The sequence below is a fragment of the Nonomuraea sp. NPDC003754 genome (assembly GCF_053605785.1).
The window spans coordinates 1-20,399 of record NZ_JBSGJX010000018.1 but is presented as its reverse complement, the minus strand read 5'-3'; the positions used below and the strand labels follow the sequence as shown (position 1 = coordinate 20,399).

The window sequence follows — 20,399 nt, the reverse complement described above, 5'->3', positions numbered from 1 at the left end:
GCTTGTCCTGGCCTGCCGTACCTCGGGGTGGAGGGACCAGGCGGAGGCGCCGGTCTCCTGGTACGGCAGGGCGCCCGCGCTCCTCCCTGGTGATGTCGGCGATCAGGGTGAGTTGCTCGTCTTGGCCGGTCGAATCTGTCGTCGTGGTCGCCCGCACTGATGACCTCCCGCCACCGTCGACCCAAGGAAAAGGTCAAACAAAGATCAGTGAATCGAACACGGTGTCGATCGAACTCCCGTACGATGTTGTACACCACGTCACCGACGATTTCGAGGAAGACTCGAACAATTGTTTGAAGTTGATCTCCATCGGCGGTACGGTCGCTGTGTGCGACATGAAGACCACGGACCGGAAGGGTGGGCCGGTGAGGCAGGCCGCCGGGCGAGGAGGAAAGCATGAGCGAGCCGAATGACGGCAACGGCGTCAGCGACCTTGCGGTCCGCCGTCGCGACTCACTGGGCCTGACGCCCAGGCAACGCAAGATCCTTGAGGTGATTCGCGACTCCGTCCAGCAGCGCGGCTATCCGCCGTCCATGCGTGAGATCGGCGAGGCCGTGCAGCTGACCAGCACGTCCAGCGTGTCTCACCAGCTGACCGCGTTGCAGCGCAAGGGCTACCTGAGGCGTGACCCGCACCGCCCTCGCGCCCTTGAGGTGAGGCTGCCGGGTGAGCCCGTGCTGTGGGTCGACCCCGATGCCAGCGAGGTCGAGTCGCAGGTGAGCAGGCCGACGGCCGCCTACGTTCCCCTGGTCGGTCGCATCGCCGCCGGTGGCCCCATCCTCGCCGAGGAAAGTGTGGAAGACGTCTTCGCGCTGCCCAAGCAGCTCGTCGGCGAGGGCACCCTCTTCCTCCTCCAGGTCGCGGGTGACTCGATGATCGAGGCAGCGATCGCTGACGGCGACTGGGTGGTCGTACGGCAGCAGCCGGTGGCCGAGAGCGGTGACATCGTGGCAGCCATGATCGACGGCGAGGCGACGGTGAAGACGTTCAAGCGCAAGGACGGCCACGTCTGGCTGGTGCCGCACAACGCCAACTACGACCCGATCCCCGGCGACGAGGCCAGCGTCCTCGGCAAGGTCGTCGCAGTCCTGCGCCGCCTCTGACCGCATCTCGCCGCTCGATCGGCCCTCACCTTTCCCGAGGGTCGATCGAGCCGGCGTAGCCCTGGCCGGTGGGACCGACACAGCCCTGCCCAGTCCGGAATGCCGTGTCGCATGAGTGTCCGTCGCTTCCGCACGCCGACGCCCGGAATGGCTTGTCGCCTGGATGTACGCCGCCTCCACATGCCGACGCCCACGCGCGGATCCCGGCTCCTACCCGCGAGCGACGCCTTCGGGCGGAACATCACCCGACCCGCGACCCACGTTGCGCACGGAGCAGCGACCCGACCGGCGGCCCATTCGTGCACGTCGGCGGCCGGATGCCGACGGGCCGGGTGGAGCCGTACCCATCGAGGGGCGCGCGTCCGAACCCCAGCCCACAGTTCGGAGAACGGACTGGCCATCACTTCATGCGTTGGTGCGAGGGCTCTTCCAGGCATCCCGCTATCCGGACTCGGGCGCGAGCTGGTCGCACAGAACCCTCCGACACCCGGCGACACCGATGCGTTCGATTTCCGGCAATCCCGGCCCATCGGACATTTCCCGGGTCTGGGTGACACTGATCGGGTGGACGACTTCTTCCCCCCGCCCGCCAAGGACGGCCTGAAATGGGCGAGCGCCGGTCCCGATGTCATCGCCTGCTGGATCGCCGACATGGACTTCGCCACCGCTCCCCCGATCGTCGAGGCACTCCAGCGGCGTGCCCGCGGGGACCTCGGCTACCCCACCTGGGCCGCCGACCCGCAGGCCGGACCGCTGGCGGAGACCTTCGCCGAGCGCATGCTCACCCGGTACGGCTGGCCCGCCGACCCGGCAGCCGTCCGCACCTTCTCCGATCTCAACCAGGCGCTCCAGGTGGTCCTTCACCTCGCCACCGAACCCGGTGACAGGATCGCCATGCAGGTTCCGGCGTACCCGCCCTTCCTCGGCACGATCGAGGAGATGGGCCGCACGCTGCACACCGACCTGGCGGATCTGGCCGGCTGCCGCGCGCTCGTCCTGGTCAACCCGCACAACCCCACAGGAAAGGTCTTCACCAGGGACGAGCTCACCACCGTGGCCGAGCAGGCCGAACGGCACGACGTGCTGGTCATCGCCGACGAGGTCCACGCCGACCTGGTCTACTCGCCCGCCACGCACATCCCGTTCGCCACGATCCTGCCCGAACGCACGGTCACGCTGACCTCCGCGACCAAGGCCTTCAACCTCGGCGGCATCCGCTGCGCGCTGGCCCACGTCGGCTCGGCACGGGTCCGCGAGGCGCTCCATTCGCAGCCCGCCTTCCTGTACGGCGGGGCGAACATCTTCGGCGTCGAGGCCACGGTCGCCGCGTGGAGGCACGGCGACGGGTGGCTGCGCGACACCATGGCGGCCCTGGACCGCAACCGGCGTCTGATCGCCGAGCGGGTGCCGGGGTACGCGATGCCGGAGGCGACCTATCTGGCATGGCTGGACATGCGACGGCCGGGGATGGCGGAGGCGCTCGAGAGGGAGGCGCGGATCCTGGTGAGTGACGGCGCCGCCTTCGGACCGGGCGGGGAGACCTACGTACGGGTCAACTTCGCGACGTCGACGGAGACGCTGGCGGAGATCCTGGACCGCCTGGCCCGGGTCTGGTCGCCGGACCCCGATACGCCCTACTCGTCGCGATCCCTTGCCGGACCCAGCTGAGGCCGAGGCTCGTCACGAGCACTCTGATTTCGGACAGCCGGGGTCGCACCGCGACACCCGGCACCTCCGGGGCGCTGAGCGTTCTCGGGGGTGGGCGTTCTCGGGGGTGGGCGTTCTCGAGGGTGGGCGTTCTCGAGGGTGGGCGTTCTCGGGAGGGAAGCGGCGCGACGAGACGCAGGCGATGCCGGTTGGAGCGGCGCCGATTGGAGCGATGCCGGTAGGAGCGATGCCGGTAGGAGCGATGCCGGTTGGAGCGATGCCGGTTGGAGCGATGCCGGTAGGAGCGATGCCGGTTGGAGCGGCGCCGGGATCAGCCTCCCGTGGTGCCCGCTGAGCCGCGCACGAGAGGCGGCCCCGACAGCTCCAACCGTAGACGGTCAGGCCCAGCAGCGCCGACCGCACGGAACGTCCGGCCCCCGGCAGTGCCGACCACACGGAACGTCCGGTCTCCGGCACTGCCGGGGCCCGCGCGCGACCCCGCTCAGCGGCCCGTCAGTTGCGGGTTGGGGGAAGGTCGGGCGGTGTGGCCGCCGGTTGCTGGTCGAGTGCCGCCAGCGCCAGTTCCACCGCCTTCTCCAGCTGCGGGTCCCGCCCCGCCACCCGGTCCTGCGGTGTGATCACCACCTCGATGTCAGGGTCGACGCCGTAGTTCTCGATGTTCCACCCCTCGCCGTCCAGCCAGAACGCGTACCGGGGCTGGGTGACGACCGTTCCGTCGACCAGCTGGTACCGCCCGTCGATGCCGATCACCCCGCCCCAGGTGCGGGTGCCGATGAGCGGACCGATGTTCCGGTTCTTGATCCCGGCGCTGACGATGTCCCCGTCGGATCCCGCGAACTCGTCCGTGACGGCGACGACGGGGCCACGCGGCGAGTCCTCGGGGTAGCGCATCGGCTCGTACCCGCGCGAGATCGCCCAGCCGCTCACCTTGCGTGACAGCTTCTCCAGCACCAGTTCGGAGGTGTGGCCCCCGCTGTTGCCGCGTACGTCCACGACGAGGCCTTCCTGCGGCATCTCGGTGCGCAGGTCGCGGTGGAACTGCGCCCAGCCGCTGGCGACCATGTCGGGGACGTGCAGGTAGCCGAGCCGGTTGCCGGAGGCCTGCCGGACGTAGGCGCGCCGGCTCTCGACCCAGTCGTGGTAGCGGAGCGCGGTGTCGTCGGCCAGCGGTGTCACGACCACGCGCCGGGTGTCGCCGCCCGAGGCTGGCCTGATCGTCAGTTCGACCGGCTGCTCGGCCGTTCCGGCGAGGAGGGCCTGCGGGCCGCGCACCGGGTCGACGGGCCGGCCGCCGACGGCGACGATCGCGTCGCCCTCGCGTACGGCGACGCCGGGGGCCAGTAGCGGCGAGCGGGCGGCGTGGTCGGAGGACTCTCCGGGCAGGATCCTGTCCACCACCCAGGCGCCGTCGCGGAGGGCGAGGTCGGCGCCGAGGAGTCCCTGGCGCCGCTTGGGGTCGACGGCGGCGCCGTTGGGCCGGGCGTAGGCGTGGGAGGTGGCCAGTTCGCCCTGCACCTCCCACAGCAGGTCGATCAGCTCGGAGTAGGCGCCGATCCGCTCGACGAGCGGGGCGTAGCGGGCCAGCGTGCCCGCCCAGTCGACGCCGTCCATGTCCGCGCGCCAGTAGTGGTCGCGCATGAGCCGCCCGGCCTCGTGGTAGGACTGCCGCCATTCGGCGACCGGGTCGATGGTGACGGTGATGCGGTCGAGGTCGACGCCGACGACCTCGTCGCCCTCGCTCGCCGCGCGGGTCTGCAGGCCGTTCTTGCCGTTGGTGACCAGGCGGGTGCCGTCGCCGCTGACCTCGAAGGCACGGACGTCCTTGGCGATCTCCGCTTTGGCGCGCTTCTTGAGGTCGTAGCGCTCCAGCACGACCTCCTCGCGTTCGTTGCCGTCGCCGAGCTCGCCGGCCAGCGGGTGGCGCAGCCACAGCAGGGCGTCCTTGGCGGTGCGCAGGTTGGAGTAGCGCCCGGCGGGGACGGGGACGGCGACGACGCGGGCGGGCAGCCCCTCGGCGTCCACCTCGGTGGCGGGTTTGGCCTTCTTGTCCTTCCCGCCGTCGGGGGTGTCGGGCGACGACGGCGTGTCGGACTCGGCGCCGTTGAAGCTGCGGCCCTCCAGTGAGGGGGCGAACGGCGAGGCCGTGGTCGCCTGCAGCGGCACCAGGTACGGCTTGGCTCCGGCGGGGAAGGACAGGTCGAACACGTGCGCGTCGTAGACGGGGTCGAACGTCCTGATCGACAGGAACGCCAGGTGCTTGCCGTCCTTGGTGAAGACCGGGGCGTAGTCGCTGAAGCGCTGCGAGGTCACCTCGATGACGGAGGTGCCGTCGACGCGGCCCATCTTGATCTGGCGCAGCGGCTCGTGGTGCGGGTGCGACCAGGCCAGCCAGGCGGAGTCGGGCGAGAAGGTGATGCCGTCGATGTCGCCGTTGGCCGTCCGGTCGAGCTCCCTGGTCGCGCCGGTCGTGGTGTCGACGACGAGCAGGCGCCCGTCGTGACTGGCCAGCGCGACGTGCTTGCCGTCGGGTGCGACGGCCAGGTCGAGGACGCGCCCGAGCTGTCCGGAGGCCAGCGTGCGGATCTCGCCGCCGGGGCGGCCGATCTCCAGCGCGTCCTCTCCGGTCGCGTCGCTGATCCAGACGGCCAGGCCGTCCTCGCCGAGCACGCGCGGCAGCCGTACCCTGACGCCGGGTTCGGCGCGCAGCACGCCGGCGGGTCCGTCCCGGTGGGTGACCCAGTGGGCGGTGCCGCGGATCTCGACGGCGCTCGCCCGGCCGGTCGTGTCGGGCGCGAAGTCGGCGGCCCTGCTGGGCGCCGGGCGGGTGGCCCGCGCGGGCCGGGGCCCGCCCAGCCTGACCTCCAGCCGGTACGGCTCGCCGTCCAGGGAGTCGAGCGCCCACAGGTCGCCCGCGTGACTGTAGATCACCCGGGTGCCGTCGGTGGCGGCGTGCCGGGCGTAGAACTCCTCGTGCTGGGTGTGCCGGCGCAGGTCGGAGCCGTCGGGCAGGGCGGAGTAGAGGTTGCCGACGCCCTCGTGGTCGGCCAGGAAGGCGATCCTGCCGCCGACCCACATGGCCGACCAGTACTGCGCGATGCTGTCGGCGAACAGCCTGGTGAACTCGCCCGACCCGGTGGCGTCGATCCAGATCTTGGCGGCGGTGCCGCCCCGGTAGCGCTTCCACTGGGACGGCTCGCGCCACACCGGCGAGACCGTCACCACGCCGCCGCCCGCGTTGGGGGCGGCCTCGCTCACCCATCCGTACGGCAGGCGCTCGGCCTGCCCGCCGTCCAGCGGTACGGCGTAGGCCCACGTCCGGTCGCGTGAGGCCTGCCCGGTCGCGCTGATCGCCAGGACGCGGCCGTCGAGTGTCCAGCCGCGCACACCGGTGGAGGCGTGGCCCCAGTAGGTCAGCCGCTCGCCCGCGGCCCCGTCGATCTCCGCGGCGAACGCCTCGGGCGTGCCCTCACGCGTGCTGGTCCATGCCAGCCTGGTGCCGTCAGGGGAGAACCGGGGGTAGGAGACGGGGGCGCGCTCGGCGGTGAATCGCCAGGCCCTTCCTCCGTCCAGCGGGGCCAGCCAGACGTCGTCGTCGGCCACGAACGTGATCAGGTCTCCGTGCAGATGGGGATACCTTAGGTAAGCGCCAATTGTCACAGTTGCACACTAATGCTCGGCTGGTCGGCCGCCGCGGATTTTCCCTGCTGGAGCCGTACCGGCCGGGGCACCGGCGGGTAATGACCTGGATCTTCACGGCGGGCGCCGGCCGGATGCGCTACGAGCGAACCTCATCCGTCAGTTCCCGTCAGCTCCAGCAGCTTCGTCACGGTGTTCCAGTTGCGCATCGTGCCGGTGTTGTCCGACCTCTTCTCCAGCAGCGGCGGCAGTTTGGGCCGGGCCAGGCCGTCGGGGAAGTCGATGTACAGTTCCCGCTCGCCGACCCGCATCACCTCGGGGGCGTAGTCGGCGGGGTCGATGCTCTCCAGTTCCTCGCGGTCGGGCGCCCGCGACAGGAACACGACCGCGAACCTGGCCGGGTCGCGCACCTCGAGGGGGTTGCGCTCGACCACGGCCCGCAACTCGGCGGCCGTGCGCACCATCACCGCCACCGGCGGCTCCAACGCGCCGCCGATCGCCTTCTCGATCCGCTCCCTCGGCTGCGGCTCGGCGGTGAAGACGGCGTTGCCGCTGCGCAGATGGGTGCGGACCGCGGTGTAGCCGAGGTCCTCCAGCATCGCGCGCAGGGCGGCCATGTCGACCTGGGTGCGGGGGTTGACGTTGATGCCGCGCAGGAAGGCCACGTATCGCATGTCTCGCACGGTACGCCGCATACCTGACAGCTCCTGGCAGGTAGGACGGAAAGCAGGGAGGAGCGGGCGGAAAGGCGGACGGCCACCGGGTCAGCCCGGTGGCCGTCGTGCCTGCCGTACGGGACCGCCAGGATCCCTACGGAACGATGTTGACCAGCTTCGGCGCGCGGACGATGACCTTGCGCGGCTCGCCCGGCACCAGCGCCCGCACCTTCTCGGAGGCCAGTGCCAGCGCCAGCAGGTCGCCCTCGGAGATGCCGGGCGAGACCTCCAGCCGGTCGCGGACCTTGCCCGCGACCTGGACGACGCAGGTCACCGAGTCCTGCACCAGCAGCGCCGGCTCGGCCACCGGCCAGCCCGCGTGGAAGACCGAGCCGCCGCCGCCCATGCGCTCCCAGCCCTCTTCGGCGGTGTACGGCGCGACCAGCGACAGCATGACCGACAGCGCCTGCGCGCCCTCGCGGACGGCCGGGTCGGCCGCGCCGGGACCGGAGTCGATGGCCTTGCGGATGGCCGAGGTCAGCTCCATCATGCGGGCCACCGCCACGTTGAAGCGGTGCGTCTCGACCAGCTTGGTGACCTCGTCGACGGTGCGGTGCGTGAACTTGCGCAGCTCCAGGTCGCCGCCCTCGAAGGAGACGCCCGGCTCGCTCGCCACCTCGGTGAAGACACGGAAGGCCCTGGCCAGGAACTTCTGCGAGGCGGCGGGCGAGACGTCGGCCCAGTCGATGTCGTCCTCCGGCGGACCCGCGAACACCATCGTCAGGCGGACCGCGTCGACACCGAACGCGTCGATCTGCTGGCCCAGGTCGACGCCGTTGCCCAGCGACTTGGACATCGCCTTGCCCTGGTTGATGACCTGGCCCTGGTTCAGCAGCCGGGTGAAGGGCTCGGTGAAGTCGACCATGCCCATGTCGTGCAGGACCTTGGTGAAGAACCTGGAGTACAGCAGGTGCAGCACCGCGTGCTCGACGCCGCCGACGTACTGGTCGATCGGGCCCCACTTGCGGACCTTCTCCACGTCGAAGGGGCCCTCGGTGTAGGTCGGGTCGGTGTAGCGCAGGTAGTACCAGGAGCTGTCGACGAAGGTGTCCATCGTGTCGGTGTCGCGCTGGGCGGCGCCACCGCACTTCGGGCACTCGACGTTGACCCACTCGGTCGCGCCGGCCAGCGGGGAGATGCCCTTCGGCGCCAGCGCCTCGCCCCGGAGGTCGGGCAGCGTGACGGGCAGCTGGTCGTCGGGGACGGGCACCTCGCCGCAGTCGGGGCAGTGGATGATCGGGATCGGGGTGCCCCAGAACCGCTGGCGGGACAGCAGCCAGTCACGCAGGCGGAAGTTGACCGTGGCGGTGCCGGTGCCGCGCTCCTCCAGCACCTCGATGATCTTGGCGATCGCCTCGGCCTTGCTCAGGCCGTCCAGCGGGCCCGAGTTGACCAGCTGGCCCTCGCCGGGGGTCGCGATGCCGGTCTCGCCCGGGTCGGCCATGCCGGTGTGGACGACCACCTTGACCGGCAGGTTGAAGGTGCGGGCGAAGTCGAGGTCGCGCTGGTCGTGCGCGGGCACGGCCATGATGGCGCCGTGGCCGTAGTCGGACAGCACGTAGTCGGCGGCCCAGACGGGGATGCGCTCGCCGCTGACCGGGTTGATCGCGTAGCGGCCCAGGAAGACGCCGGTCTTCTCCTTCTCGGTGGACAGCCGCTCGATGTCGCTCAGCTTGGCGACCCGGCGCCGGTAGACCTCGAAGGCCTCCCTGTGGATGTCGTCGCAGATCTCGTCGGCCAGCGCCGAGTCGGCGGCCACCACGAAGAACGTCGCGCCGTACAGGGTGTCGGGGCGGGTGGTGTAGACCGTGACGGGCTCGTCGCGGCCCTCGATCTCGAAGCGCACGTCCGCGCCGGTGGAGCGGCCGATCCAGTTGTTCTGCATGGCCAGCACGCGGTCGGGCCAGCCGCCCTGCAGCTGCTCCATGTCGTCCAGCAGGCGCTGCGCGTAGTCAGTGATCTTGAAGTACCACTGGGTCAGCTCGCGGCGGACGACCTCGGCGCCGCAGCGCTCGCACCGGCCGGCGACGACCTGCTCGTTGGCCAGCACGGTCTGGTCGTTGGGGCACCAGTTGACCAGGCCGCCCTTGCGGTAGGCCAGGCCGCGCTCGAAGAAGCGCAGGAACAGCCACTGGGTCCACTTGTAGTACTCGGCGTCGCTGGTGTGCAGACGCCGCGACCAGTCGAAGGAGATTGCGTAACGCTTGAACGAGGCCGCCTGGGTCTCGATGTTGGCGTAGGTCCACTCCGCGGGGTGGGCGTTGCGCTTGATCGCCGCGTTCTCGGCGGGCAGGCCGAAGGAGTCCCAGCCGATGGGGTGCAGGACGTTGTAGCCGCGCTGGAACCAGTAGCGCGCCACGACGTCGCCCAGGCCGAACGCCTCGGCGTGGCCCATGTGGAGGTCGCCAGACGGGTACGGGAACATGTCCAGCAGGTAACGCCGCTCCCGGGTGTCGGCGGCGTCCTCGCTCGCCCGGAAGGGGTCCTGCTCCTCCCATCGCTGCTGCCACTTGGCCTGCAGCGCCTGCGGATCGTACTCACTCACGGCGGTTTTCCTTCGGTTAAAAGATGTGACCCATAAGAAAACCCCTCGTTCCCGCAACGAGGGGTCGCCGCGACGGCGGGAGTTCAGCTCGACGGCCGTCGCGGCCCGCTAAGCAGCTGGGTCGCGGAACGCACGTGTCAAGACTAGCGCAGCCGACAACCGCTCGTCTTCCGTGGAAAGCCATGTCCGGGCCGGGATCCCCGGGCACAATGGACGCTTCCGCTCCTGCGAGACCGGATGGTGATGTATGCAGCGCTTCCCGGCCGCGCCCAGTTCGGTCCTCGCGCTCCACACTCGAGTATCTACGCCCCGTGTGACCTCTTATGTCCCTTTAGTTTACTCTCGTCACCGTGGCGCGCTCAGCTGAGCCCGGATGGGACCCCGACGGCCTGCCCATGCAGGACCCGCCGACCGATCCCACTGGCTTCTCACGTTTTGCTGCGGAACCACCGGCTTCGCATGAGATCATGCCGGGTGCGTCCAATCCGGACATAACCTCGGGAGGTACGGCAGCAATGGCAACGGAGAATTCCGGAGCGTCACCCTTGCCGCCGTCCTGGCCCGACGTGCCGGCGTCGCGGCCCGACGCCCGCGACGAGCGCGGCCCCGGCGCGTGGTCCGACACGTCACGTCACGAGCCCGTGCCGACCGCGTGGCCGGAGGCCTCCCGCATCGAGCCCGCGTCGGGATCGTGGCCGGAGGCGCCTCGCGCGAACGGCTCGGCCCCCGCGTGGCCCGAGCAGGCGCCGCCCGCCCGCGAGCCGCTGCCCGCCTGGTCGAACCTGTCCACCCCGGCGCCCTGGCCGCCCAGGGACTCCGCCGCGGCGCCGCCCGCGCCCGACCCGCTCGGCGGCATCGACCCCGCCGACCCGCTCGGCGCGGGCACCAGCCCCTCGCACCCCCGGCTCAACCCGCCGGCCGGCAACCCCGCACCCGGGGGCCACCCGGGCGGCCCCGTCCAGAGCGGCCCCGTTTACGGCGATCCGCGCCAGGGCGCGCCGGCGCAGGGCGGCCCGCTCCATGGCGATCCTCTCCATGGAGGTCCGCATCAGGGCGCCCCGCTCGGGGCCGACCCCAGGACGATGGGCGCACCGGCCGGTCACCCGCAGCCGGGCGGTCACCAGCAGGCAGGCGGTCCGCTCATGAACGCGGCCGACGCCGCGGGGCCTGCCGCGCCCGGCCCGATGACGGGCGTCCCCGGCGAGCAGCGTCCCGGCGCCCAGCTGAGCCGTGACCCGTCCGACCCCGACAACCGTTTCGTCACCGCGGGGCAGATCAGCGGCTCGCGCACCCCGCCGCCCGAGCGCCAGCAGGAACTGTGGAACACCGTCTTCGGCGACGGCGACGAGGAGGCCATCGGCGCCGAGGACAGCGACGACGACGGCCCCGGCAAGCCCGTCTGGATCTACGCGCTGGCCGGCTCGATCGGCATCGCGCTGGTCGCCGCGCTGCTGTGGGCCTTCCTGGCGGGCCCGCTGGCCAAGGAGACGTCGGCGTCGCCCGCCGCCGAGCCGTCCCCGACGGCCTCGACCGCCAAGCCGCCCACCAAGAAGCCGTCCGTGGGACGTCTGCCCAGGTTCCAGGGCACCCCCTCCCCTGTCACGGGCGTGACCGCCGATTCCACCGCGGGGATCTCCGTGCCCAGGCTCGGCGGCCCGTGGAAGGCCGACGTGCGCACCACCATGAAGTCCACGTACGGCTACAGCACCCGCCAGTTCGCCCCCGCCGGCACCGACGCGTCGGGCAAGCCGGTCGTCGCCCAGGTGATGACGGGCCCGCTGCCCGCCAGGCTGGCCGGCACCTACTCCTCCCCCGACGACCTGGAGCCGGTGATCAAGGCCGTGGTGGTGTCGGCGCGCAAGCTGTACTTCGCCACCCCGAACATCGCCAGGAAGATCGCCACCCAGACGCTGAAGGTCGGCGACCTGCCCGCCCAGCTCAACGCCTACGAGGTGACGGTCGACGGGGCGAAGACGACCGTGGTGGCCGCCGCGATCAACACGGGCGCGGACGTGCCCGCGATCGTCTACATGTCGGTGCCGTCGGAGCACAAGGAACTGCTTCCCGACATCAACAGCGTCTTCAAGCAGATCAAGCCGACCGCCGCTTCCTGACCTCCCGCCGGGGAGAGCCAGGAGGCGGGGACGGCCGGGCCTGGCGGCCTCAGAACGTGCACTCCATGTGCTTGATGCCGTTGATGAAGGCCGAGTGGAGCCGGTCGGGCTTGCCGCCCTCGATCGCGGGCACGCGGCGCAGCAGCTCGCGGAACATCACCGTGATCTCCCTGCGGGCCAGGTGGGCGCCCAGGCAGAAGTGCGGGCCCGGCCCGCCGTAGCCGACGTGCGGGTTGGGGCTGCGGGTGATGTCGAAGGCGTGGGGGTCGGTGAAGACGGCGGCGTCCCTGTTGGCCGACCAGTAGAACAGGACGGCCTTCTCGCCCGCCTTGTAGAGGTGCCCGTTCATCTCGACGTCGCGCGTCACCTTGCGGCGCATGAAGTTGACCGGCGAGGCGAGCCGGACGATCTCCTCGACCGTGCCCGGCAGGTGGGCCTCCATGTCCGACAGCAGCAGGGCGCGCTGGGCGGGGTTCTTGGTGAGCAGGCGCAGGCCGTAGGAGATGGCGTTGCGGGTGGTCTCGTTGCCCGCCACGACGAGCAGGATGAAGAAGGAGCCGAGCTCCTGCAGCGTCAGCCGCTCGCCGTCGAGGTTGGCGTTGACCAGCGCGGAGGTCAGGTCGGACGTGGGGTGGTCGGCGCGGTGGGCGGCCAGGTCCTGCACCAGCTGCTGCAGCTCGAAACCGGCGTTGAGCAGGCGGGTGGCGACGTCGCCGATGTCGGCGCCGATGTACTCGGGGTCGAAGCCGCCGAGGATGAAGTTCGAGCGGTCGAAGACGAACTGGTAGTCCTTCTCCGGGATGCCCATCATGTCGCAGATGATCTTTAGGGGCAGCCTGGCGGCCACCTCGGTGACGAAGTCGCAGCCCGGGCCCTTGGCCAGCAGGTCGTCGACGATGCGGGCGGCGGCCGCCTCCACGTCCGCCTCGAACTGCCTGATCATCTTGGGCGTGAAGGCCCTGGACACGATACGGCGCAGCCTGGCGTGCCGCGGATCGTCCATGTTGATCATCGAGCCGAAGTACTCGGTGAACTCGGGCGGCATGTCGGGGATGTTGGTCGCGCCGCCGTCGCCCGAACAGAAGACCGCGGGGTTGCGGCTGGCCTCGAGGATGTCGGCGTGCCGTACCAGGGCGTGGTAGCCCGGGCCCTTCGGCGCGAAGGACACCTCCATCTCCTCGAAGAAGACCGGCCCGTCGAGCGCGCGCAGCCGGGCGAACGCCGCCTCGCGCTCGGCCATGGGCAGCGCCCAGAAAGCCTGGTCAGACAGGTCGAAGTCCACGAGCCTCATGGGCACCATGGTTGGCGAAAGTGACTACTTACGTCAAGATTATGTGCGCGTTCGACAAGATCTGGAGCCCACGTTCGTCTGTTACGGCATCCACGCGGGCGATCACCGCCCTGCAGCGTGGAGGTATGAGATCTGATGTGGTGATCACCGGGCTGGGCGCGACCACCCCGCTGGGCGGGAACGTGGCGACGACGTGGGAGGGGCTGCTGGCCGGCCGCTCGGGTGTCGGCCCGACGGAGTGGGACCTGCCCGCGCGGATCGCGGCGCGGCTGACCGACGACCCCGCCGAGGTGCTCGGCCGGCCGCTGGCCCGCCGCCTCGACCGGTGCGAGCAGGTCGCGGTGGTGGCGGCGCGGGAGGCGTGGGCGGACGCCGGCCGTCCCGAGGTCGACCCCGTACGGCTGGCCGTGGTGATCGGCACCGGCACCGGCGGCGCGGTGACCATGCTCGACCAGGACGACATCCTGGAGAAGGAGGGCGTGCGCAGGGTCTCGCCCCACACCATTCCCATGCTCATGGCCAACGGCCCGGCCGCCTGGGTCAGCATCGAGCTGGGCGCGCGCGGCGGCGCCCACGCTCCGGTCAGCGCGTGCGCGTCGGGCTCGGAGGCGATCGCGATGGGCCTCGACCTGATCAGGCTGGGCCGGGCGGACGTGGTCGTCGCCGGCGGCGCCGAGGCGTGCGTCCACCCGCTGACGATGGCCGCCTTCGCCCAGGCCAGGACGCTGTCGAAGCGCAACGACGAGCCCACGCGGGCCTCCAGGCCGTTCGACGTGAGCAGGGACGGCTTCGTCCTGGGCGAGGGCGCGGGCCTGGTGGTGCTGGAGCGGGCCGCGTTCGCCGCCGCGCGCGGCGCGAGGGTGCTGGCCACGCTGGCGGGCGCGGCGGTCACGTCGAACGCCGTCCACATCACCGCCTCCGCCGTCGAGGGCCAGTCCAGGGCGATCACCACGGCGCTGCGGGAGGCGCGGCTCGATCCCGCCGACGTGGGGCACGTCAGCGCGCACGCCACCTCCACCCCCGAGGGCGACCCCGTGGAGGCCGAGGCGATCGCCGGCGCGGTCGGCCGGCACCCTTCGGTGACCGCGATCAAGTCGATGATCGGCCACCTGTGCGGGGGCGCGGGCGGCGTGGCGACGGTCGCGGCCGTCCGCTCGATCGTGGAGGGTGTGGTGCCGCCCACCATCAACGTGGAGAGCCTCGATCCGGCGATCGAGCTCGACGTGGTGCGCGGGACGGCGGCGCCGCTCCCCCGCGGGGCGGTGCTCGTCAACGCCTTCGGCTTCGGCGGCCACAACGCCAGCCTGGTGCTGGGACGCTAGCCGCGATCTCCCTCTCCCCTCCGTCCAGCACTCGTCCTCCTCCTCGAAGACCCTCGTCCCGAGGTCGGCAGGGGTGGTGAAAACGCGTTGAGCCGGGTGCGCGGCGCCCGCTAGGTTCTGCGCGTGACGTTCTTCTTCCGACGTTGACGACCCGCCGGCGGGCCGCGGCCGCTCTCGCGAGCACCGGCCCACCGCCGGTGATGCGGGACGGCATGCCGCCGCCCCGGGTCGCGACGTGGGAGAAGACAGGTGCATACGCTCCTGGTGGCCAGGACGGTACGCGGCCTTGAGCCGCTGGTGGCCGAGGAGATCGGCGGTGCGGAGCGCTTCCGGCACCGCGAGGTGTGGTTCAGGCGGGGCGTGCCCGATCCCGGTCTGCTCGAGCTGCGAACGGCTGACGACGTGCTGCTGGCGGGCACGGTGGCCGGGCGGGTGGGGCACACCAAGGCCGCGCTGGACCGCCTGCGCGCGGCCGCCCGCGAGGTGGACGCCGCCGCGCTGGTGTCGCTGAAGGCGCAGTTCGGCGGCTCGGCCGAGGTGAAGGCGCCGCCCGAGGTGGCAGGGCTGGAGGTGTCCGCGTCCTTCCTGGGCAGGCGCACGTTCACCCGCTACGACATCGAGGACGCCGTGGGCGCCGAGCTGGCCGCTCGCCTCGGCGTGCCGTACCACTCCAGGAGGCAGGGGCCGCCGCCGCCCTGCGCGTTGTCCTGGCGGGTCAGCGTGGAGGGCGACGAGGCGGTGATCGGGCTGCGGATCGCCGGCAGGCCGCTGCACCGCAGGCCGTACAAGATCGGCACGGTGCCGGGCACGCTGCATCCGCCGGTGGCGGCGGCGATGGTCAGGCTGGCGGGGCTGGAGCGGGCGCGCACGGTGCTGGATCCGTGCTGCGGGGCGGGCACGACGCTCATCGAGGCGCGCGCGGCGGCCCCGTCGGCCCGTTATCTCGGCGCCGACCTCAGCCCCGCCGCGGTGCGGGTGGCCGCGGGCAACGCGGCGGCGGGCGCCGGCGCGGGGATCGGGTGGCTGGCCGCTGACGCGGGCCGGATCCCGCTGCCCGCCGGCAGCGTGGACGTGGCGCTGGTCAACCCGCCGTGGGAGCGCCAGGTGGCCGCGGGCGGCTTGCTCGCCGCCGGCCACGACAGGTTCTGGAGCGAGCTGCGGCGGGTGCTGAAGCGGCCGGGCAGGGTCGTCGCCCTGCTGCCGGAGCTCGTCCGGCCGCCGGGCTTCCAGGTGGACAGGGCGATCCGGGTGAGCCTCATGGGCAGGCACCCGGTGATCGCGGTGCTCAGTCCTCCAGCCAGGCGAGGATCAGGTCGTTGACCTCGCGGGGGCGTTCGAGGTGCAGGAAGTGCCCCGCCCCCGCGACCTTCTCCATCCGCGAGCCCGGCGGCAGGTGGGTGAGCGCGTCCTTGGCCAGGTGCTCGCCGAGGCAGCCGTCCTGGGCGCCGTGCAGGTAGAGCACGGGCCGGTCGGGCGCGGGCGGCTCGGGGAAGCGGCCCGAGGGCGGGGTGGTGCCGAGCATGGCGCGGTAGTAGCCGATCGCGGCGGCGAGGTTGGCCGGCGCGCCGATGCTCCGCCTGACGAACTCCAGGTCTTGGGTGGCGTCGTAGCCGGGCGACCAGTCGCGCCAGAGCCCGTCGAGGAAGCCGGGGGTCGCGGCGGCGCTCTCGGCCAGGCCGGTCTGGAACAGGAAGATGTAGAAGGAGCGCTTGAGCTGCGCGTAGTCGAAGAACCCGGACAGCAGGGCGCCGACCGGCGGCACCGCCATGGCCACCGACCTGCGGAAGCGGCCGGTCGTGCCGTACACGGGGAAGGCGCCCCAGTCGTGCCCGACGACGACGGCCCGCTCGTCGCCGCCCAGTTCCTCGTGCAGGGCCAGGACGTCGGCCACCAGCGCGGCCGCCTCGTAGGCGCCGTCGGCGGGGATCTCGGTGGGCGCGTAGCCGCGCAGGAACGGCGCCACCGCGCGGTAGCCGCGGCCGGCCAGTTCGGGCATCAGGTGGCGCCAGGTGTGCGCGGTGTCGGGGAAACCGTGCAGGCACAGCGCGAGGGGGCCGTCGCCGCACGTCAGGTAGGCGAACTCCAGCCCGTTGGCGTGGACGGTCCCGATCTCGATGGCGGTCATGTCGTCGCTCCCCTGCCGGTCGGTCAGTACGCGTACGTGAGGTGCTTGACGCCGTTGATGAAGTTCGACAGCAGGAAGTCGGGCTCGCCCACGGCACGGATGCCGGGCAGCCGGGTGAACAGCTCGCGGAACATCACGGTCATCTCCCTGCGCGCCAGGTGGGCGCCGAGGCAGTAGTGCGGCCCGGGGCCGCCGAAGCCGACGTGCGGGTTGGGGTCGCGGGTGATGTCGAAGACGTCGGGGTCAGTGAAGACGGCCTCGTCCCTGTTGGCGGAGTTGTAGAAGAGCAGCACCTTGTCGCCCTTGCGGTACATCCCGTGGTCGCGGGTGACGGTCCTGCGGAACTGGATCACGGGGGTGGAGTAGCGCACGATCTCGTCGCACGCCTTGGTGATCCGCCCGTCGAAGTCGGCCATGAGGTGCTCGCGCTGCTCGGGATGGTCGGTGAACAGCTTGAGCCCGTAGGCGATGGCGTTGCGGGTGGTCTCGCTGCCCGCCACGACCAGCAGGATGAAGAACGAGCCGAGTTCCTGCGGGGTGAGCCGTTCGTCGCCGTTGACCAGCAGGCTCACCAGGTCGCCGGTGGGCCGCTTGCGCCGCTCGTCGCCGAGGGCGGCGGCCAGCCGGTTGAGGGAGTGGCCCGCGTGCAGGAGCTTGCCGAGCCCCTTGGCGACGTTCCAGCGGCTGAAGTCGGGCCGGACGCCGGTGTACTCGGGGTCGGCGTTGCCGAGGATCACGTTGGTACGGCGCAGCACCATGTCATGAAATTTCGCCGGAATCCCCATCATGTCGCAGATGACGCGGACGGGAAGCCTGGCGGCGATCTGCTCGACGAAGTCGCCAGGTCCCGCCTCGACCGCCTGGTCCACGATCTCGGTCGCCGCCACGGCGAGGTCGTCCTCCATCTTCGCCAGGATGCGCGGCGTGAACGCCCTGGAGACGATCCTGCGCAGCCTGGCGTGGCGGGGGTCGTCCATGTTGATCATCGAGCCGAAGTAGACGGCGAGCCAGCGCGGCATGTCGGGGATGCTGTTGGAGCACGGCTCGCTGCTGAACACCTCGGCGTTACGGCTGGCCTCGACCACGTCGGCGTGGCGGACCAGCGCGTAGTAGCCCTCGCCCGCGCCGATGAAGGGCACCGGGTTCTCCTTGACGAACACCGGCCGGTCCAGTTCGCGCAGCCGTCTGAAGGCGGCCATCCGCTCGGCCTGCGGAAGACCCCAGAAGGGGATCTGCGACAGATCGATGTCCATGCCGTCCATCGTTGGCGCAAGTGTTCACTTACGTCAAGGGCCCACACCGTCCCGCCAGTGTGGCGCGTACGTCACCCGGCCCGGCTCGTCCATATGCATCTGTAACCTTTGTTACCTACCGGTCGGTATGTGGTTCCTGCCAAGATGGCGCGCGTAGGAGTCAGCGCGAGGGAGGAAGGCCTGCCCATGCTCAACCTGTCGATCGTCCTCGAGGACAGCGCTCGCAACGCCCCTGACGACACCGCCGTCGTCTTCGGCGATCTGCGCCTGCCGTACTCCATGGTGGAGACGATCGCCAACCAGGTGGCGAACCTGCTGGTGGCGCGCGGCGTCGGCAAGGGCGACAAGGTCGCGCTGGCCTGTCCGAACGTACCGTACTTCCCCTTCGTCTACTTCGGCATCCTCAAGGCGGGCGCGACGGTCGTGCCGCTGAACGTGCTGCTGCAGGCCAGGGAGATCGCCTACCACCTCGACGACAGCGACGCCAAGGCGCTGTTCTGCTTCGAGGGCACCCCCGAGCTGCCGCTGGGCGAGCGTGGCAAGGCGGGCTTCGAGGCCGCCGAGGGCTGCGAGCACTTCTTCGTGCTGCCGGCCACTCCGCTGGCCACCGAGTCGGAGTACGGCGAGTCGATCTGGGCGGCGCTGAACGGCATGCCGGGCGAGTTCCAGACGGTGCAGACCGCCCCGGAGGACACCGCGGTGATCCTCTACACCTCGGGCACCACGGGCCAGCCCAAGGGCGCCGAGCTGAGCCACCAGAACATGCTCATGAACGCCATGGTCGCCGACGAGATGTTCCCCCGCACCCCCGGCGGCGACACCTACCTGGCCGTGCTGCCGCTCTTCCACTCCTTCGGGCAGACCGTCGTGCTGAACACGGGCTTCCGCAGGCGCGGCACGCTGGTGCTCATGCCGCGGTTCGAGCCCGGCGCGGCGCTGGAGCTGATCCGCAAGGAGAACATCACCTTCCTGGCCGCCGTGCCGACGATGTTCTGGGGCCTGCTGACCAAGATCCACGCCGACGGCGTCGAGGCGCCCTCCTCGCTCAGGCTCGCCGTGGCCGGCGGCGCCTCCTCCCCCGTCGAGGTGCTGCGCGACTTCGAGCAGACCTTCGGCATCGGCATCCTGGAGGGCTACGGCCTGTCGGAGACCTCCCCGGTGGCCAGCTTCAACCAGCTCGGCCGGCCGACCAAGCCCGGCACCATCGGCACCCCGATCTGGGGGGTGGAGATGAGGCTCGTCGACAACGACTGGAAGACGATCGAGGGCGAGGGCCCCGGCGAGATCGCCATCCGCGGCCACAACATCATGAAGGGCTACTACAACCGGCCCGAGGCGACCGCGGAGGTCATGAACGACGGCTGGTTCCGCACCGGCGACATCGCCACCCGCGACGCGGACGGCTACTACGCCATCGTCGACAGGGCCAAGGACATGATCATCCGTGGCGGGTTCAACGTCTACCCGCGCGAGATCGAGGAGGTCCTGATGACCCACCCCGCGGTCTCGCTGGCCGCGGTCGTGGGGGTCCCGCACGAGTCGCACGGCGAGGAGGTCAAGGCGTACGTCATCCGGGCCGCGGGCGCCGCCGCCACCGAGGCGGAGCTGGTGGCCTGGAGCAAGGAGAACATGGCCGCCTACAAGTACCCCCGGATCGTCGAGTTCCGCGACGACCTGCCGATGACCGCCACCGGCAAGATCCTCAAGCGCGAGCTGCGCTGAGGCGGGAACGGGGCCGCGGGGGCGCCCCCGCGGCCCGCGGTGATATCTTCCTTAGTGCAACTCTTGCACAAGACAAGGAATCCCCCGATGGAACCCAGCGTGGTCTTCCGCCACTACCTCAGCGCGGTGGTCCTGCACAGCCTGGCCAGCGCCGAGGCGGCGGGGCTGAACGCCACCGACCTCTACGCGCTCAACACGCTGGAGCTGTCAGGTCCGCTCACCTCGGGCGAGCTGGCCGCCCGTACGGGCCTCACGACGGGCGCGACCACCAGGCTGATCGACCGCCTGGAGCAGAGCGGCTACGTCAGGCGGGCCGCCGACCCCGCCGACCGGCGCAAGGTGATCGTCGAGGCGTCCGGCAGGCCGGCCCGGCTGGACGCGGCGCTCAGCGGCGCCCGGCAGCGGCTGGCGGAGCTGCTCGGCGGCTACACCGAGGAGCAGCGCGCCACGCTGTTCGACTACTTCGGCAAGGCGGCCGGCGCCTTCCAGGAGGCCACCGACGAGCTGACGGCCACCCGCGGGTAGGGCGCTCCCTACCGGCGAAACGGGTGCGCGCGGGGGAGATCCGCCCGCGGGTGATCCAGAACACTGGACGCATGCCCACCACGCAGACACTCCCCGCATCCGTCAAGGCCTCCTCCACCCTCTGGTTCGCCGCCGTCGGCGCGGGCGCCTTCGAGGCCACGCTCGCCGTCGGACAGGCGCTGTCGGCCGGCACCCCGTTCGCCGCCCTCGCCGGCGGGCTGGCCTTCCGGCTGGCGGTGTTCGCCGGAGCCGTCGCCCTGGCGGCGAGCCTGCGCCGCGGCCACAACTGGGCCAGGATCGCGCTGGCCCTCACCCTCGGCGTCTTCGGCACGCTGTCGCTGGTGATCGAGCCCGTCCGGTGGCTGCTCGCGGGCAACT

At 71.3% G+C, this 20,399-nt stretch carries 14 protein-coding genes; 8 read left to right on the top strand and 6 right to left on the bottom strand.

Annotated features, from left to right (window positions below):
* The first annotated feature begins 396 nt into the window (after positions 1-396).
* Together lexA and ACWEVS_RS22715 are read left to right on the top strand one after the other, a co-directional pair.
* Positions 397-1,104, top strand: coding sequence for a transcriptional repressor LexA (lexA, locus tag ACWEVS_RS22720; RefSeq protein ID WP_354916687.1), 708 nt, complete (start codon positions 397-399; stop codon positions 1,102-1,104).
* 564 nt (positions 1,105-1,668) lie between these two features.
* Entirely contained in the window at positions 1,669-2,772 is a 1,104-nt protein-coding gene (locus ACWEVS_RS22715; protein WP_452553151.1) for a MalY/PatB family protein, read from the top strand.
* A gap of 492 nt (positions 2,773-3,264) precedes the next feature.
* Here the strand turns inward: ACWEVS_RS22715 and ACWEVS_RS22710 are convergent, their stop codons facing one another.
* The 3 genes from ACWEVS_RS22710 to leuS form a co-directional block, all read right to left on the bottom strand.
* Positions 3,265-6,372: a S41 family peptidase gene (locus ACWEVS_RS22710; protein WP_452553149.1), complete on the bottom strand. Its 3,108-nt coding sequence runs from the start codon at positions 6,370-6,372 to the stop codon at positions 3,265-3,267.
* A gap of 188 nt (positions 6,373-6,560) precedes the next feature.
* A complete protein-coding gene (locus tag ACWEVS_RS22705) occupies positions 6,561-7,082 on the bottom strand; it encodes a DUF1697 domain-containing protein (protein WP_449927764.1) in 522 nt (173 codons plus the stop codon).
* A gap of 136 nt (positions 7,083-7,218) precedes the next feature.
* Positions 7,219-9,669: a leucine--tRNA ligase gene (leuS, locus tag ACWEVS_RS22700; RefSeq protein WP_449927762.1), complete on the bottom strand. Its 2,451-nt coding sequence runs from the start codon at positions 9,667-9,669 to the stop codon at positions 7,219-7,221.
* A gap of 545 nt (positions 9,670-10,214) precedes the next feature.
* Between leuS and ACWEVS_RS22695 the strand changes: the two genes are divergently transcribed.
* Positions 10,215-11,783, top strand: coding sequence for a hypothetical protein (locus ACWEVS_RS22695; RefSeq protein WP_452553147.1), 1,569 nt, complete (start codon positions 10,215-10,217; stop codon positions 11,781-11,783).
* 49 nt (positions 11,784-11,832) lie between these two features.
* On the opposite strand, the gene ACWEVS_RS22690 is transcribed toward ACWEVS_RS22695, so the two are convergent.
* Positions 11,833-13,074 carry a cytochrome P450 gene (locus ACWEVS_RS22690; protein ID WP_452553146.1) on the bottom strand — a complete coding sequence of 414 codons (1,242 nt, stop codon included), beginning with the start codon at positions 13,072-13,074 and terminating at the stop codon, positions 11,833-11,835.
* Positions 13,075-13,199: 125 nt separating this feature from the next.
* Between ACWEVS_RS22690 and ACWEVS_RS22685 the strand changes: the two genes are divergently transcribed.
* Positions 13,200-14,396 (top strand): beta-ketoacyl-[acyl-carrier-protein] synthase family protein, encoded by a 1,197-nt coding sequence (locus tag ACWEVS_RS22685; RefSeq protein ID WP_449927756.1) that lies wholly within the window; start codon positions 13,200-13,202, stop codon positions 14,394-14,396.
* A gap of 249 nt (positions 14,397-14,645) precedes the next feature.
* The gene (locus ACWEVS_RS22680; RefSeq protein WP_452553144.1) at positions 14,646-15,716 is read left to right on the top strand and encodes a methyltransferase domain-containing protein; all 1,071 of its coding nucleotides are present in this window, start codon (positions 14,646-14,648) and stop codon (positions 15,714-15,716) included.
* Here ACWEVS_RS22680 and ACWEVS_RS22675 read toward each other — a convergent pair.
* Together ACWEVS_RS22675 and ACWEVS_RS22670 are read right to left on the bottom strand one after the other, a co-directional pair.
* Positions 15,682-16,521: an alpha/beta fold hydrolase gene (locus ACWEVS_RS22675; protein WP_452553142.1), complete on the bottom strand. Its 840-nt coding sequence runs from the start codon at positions 16,519-16,521 to the stop codon at positions 15,682-15,684. The two genes, ACWEVS_RS22680 and ACWEVS_RS22675, sit on opposite strands and share 35 nt — an antisense overlap.
* A 23-nt stretch (positions 16,522-16,544) precedes the next feature.
* Positions 16,545-17,774, bottom strand: coding sequence for a cytochrome P450 (locus tag ACWEVS_RS22670; protein ID WP_449927750.1), 1,230 nt, complete (start codon positions 17,772-17,774; stop codon positions 16,545-16,547).
* A 186-nt stretch (positions 17,775-17,960) separates the two neighbouring features.
* Here ACWEVS_RS22670 and ACWEVS_RS22665 point away from each other — a divergent pair, with 186 nt between their 5' ends.
* The 3 genes from ACWEVS_RS22665 to ACWEVS_RS22655 form a co-directional block, all read left to right on the top strand.
* On the top strand, positions 17,961-19,496 hold the full coding sequence (locus ACWEVS_RS22665; RefSeq protein WP_452553268.1) for a long-chain-fatty-acid--CoA ligase: 1,536 nt from the start codon (positions 17,961-17,963) through the stop codon (positions 19,494-19,496).
* 87 nt (positions 19,497-19,583) lie between these two features.
* On the top strand, positions 19,584-20,021 hold the full coding sequence (locus ACWEVS_RS22660; protein WP_354916654.1) for a MarR family winged helix-turn-helix transcriptional regulator: 438 nt from the start codon (positions 19,584-19,586) through the stop codon (positions 20,019-20,021).
* Positions 20,022-20,092: 71 nt separating this feature from the next.
* A partial coding sequence (locus tag ACWEVS_RS22655) for a hypothetical protein (protein ID WP_452553140.1) occupies positions 20,093-20,399 on the top strand: 307 nt, incomplete at its 3' end.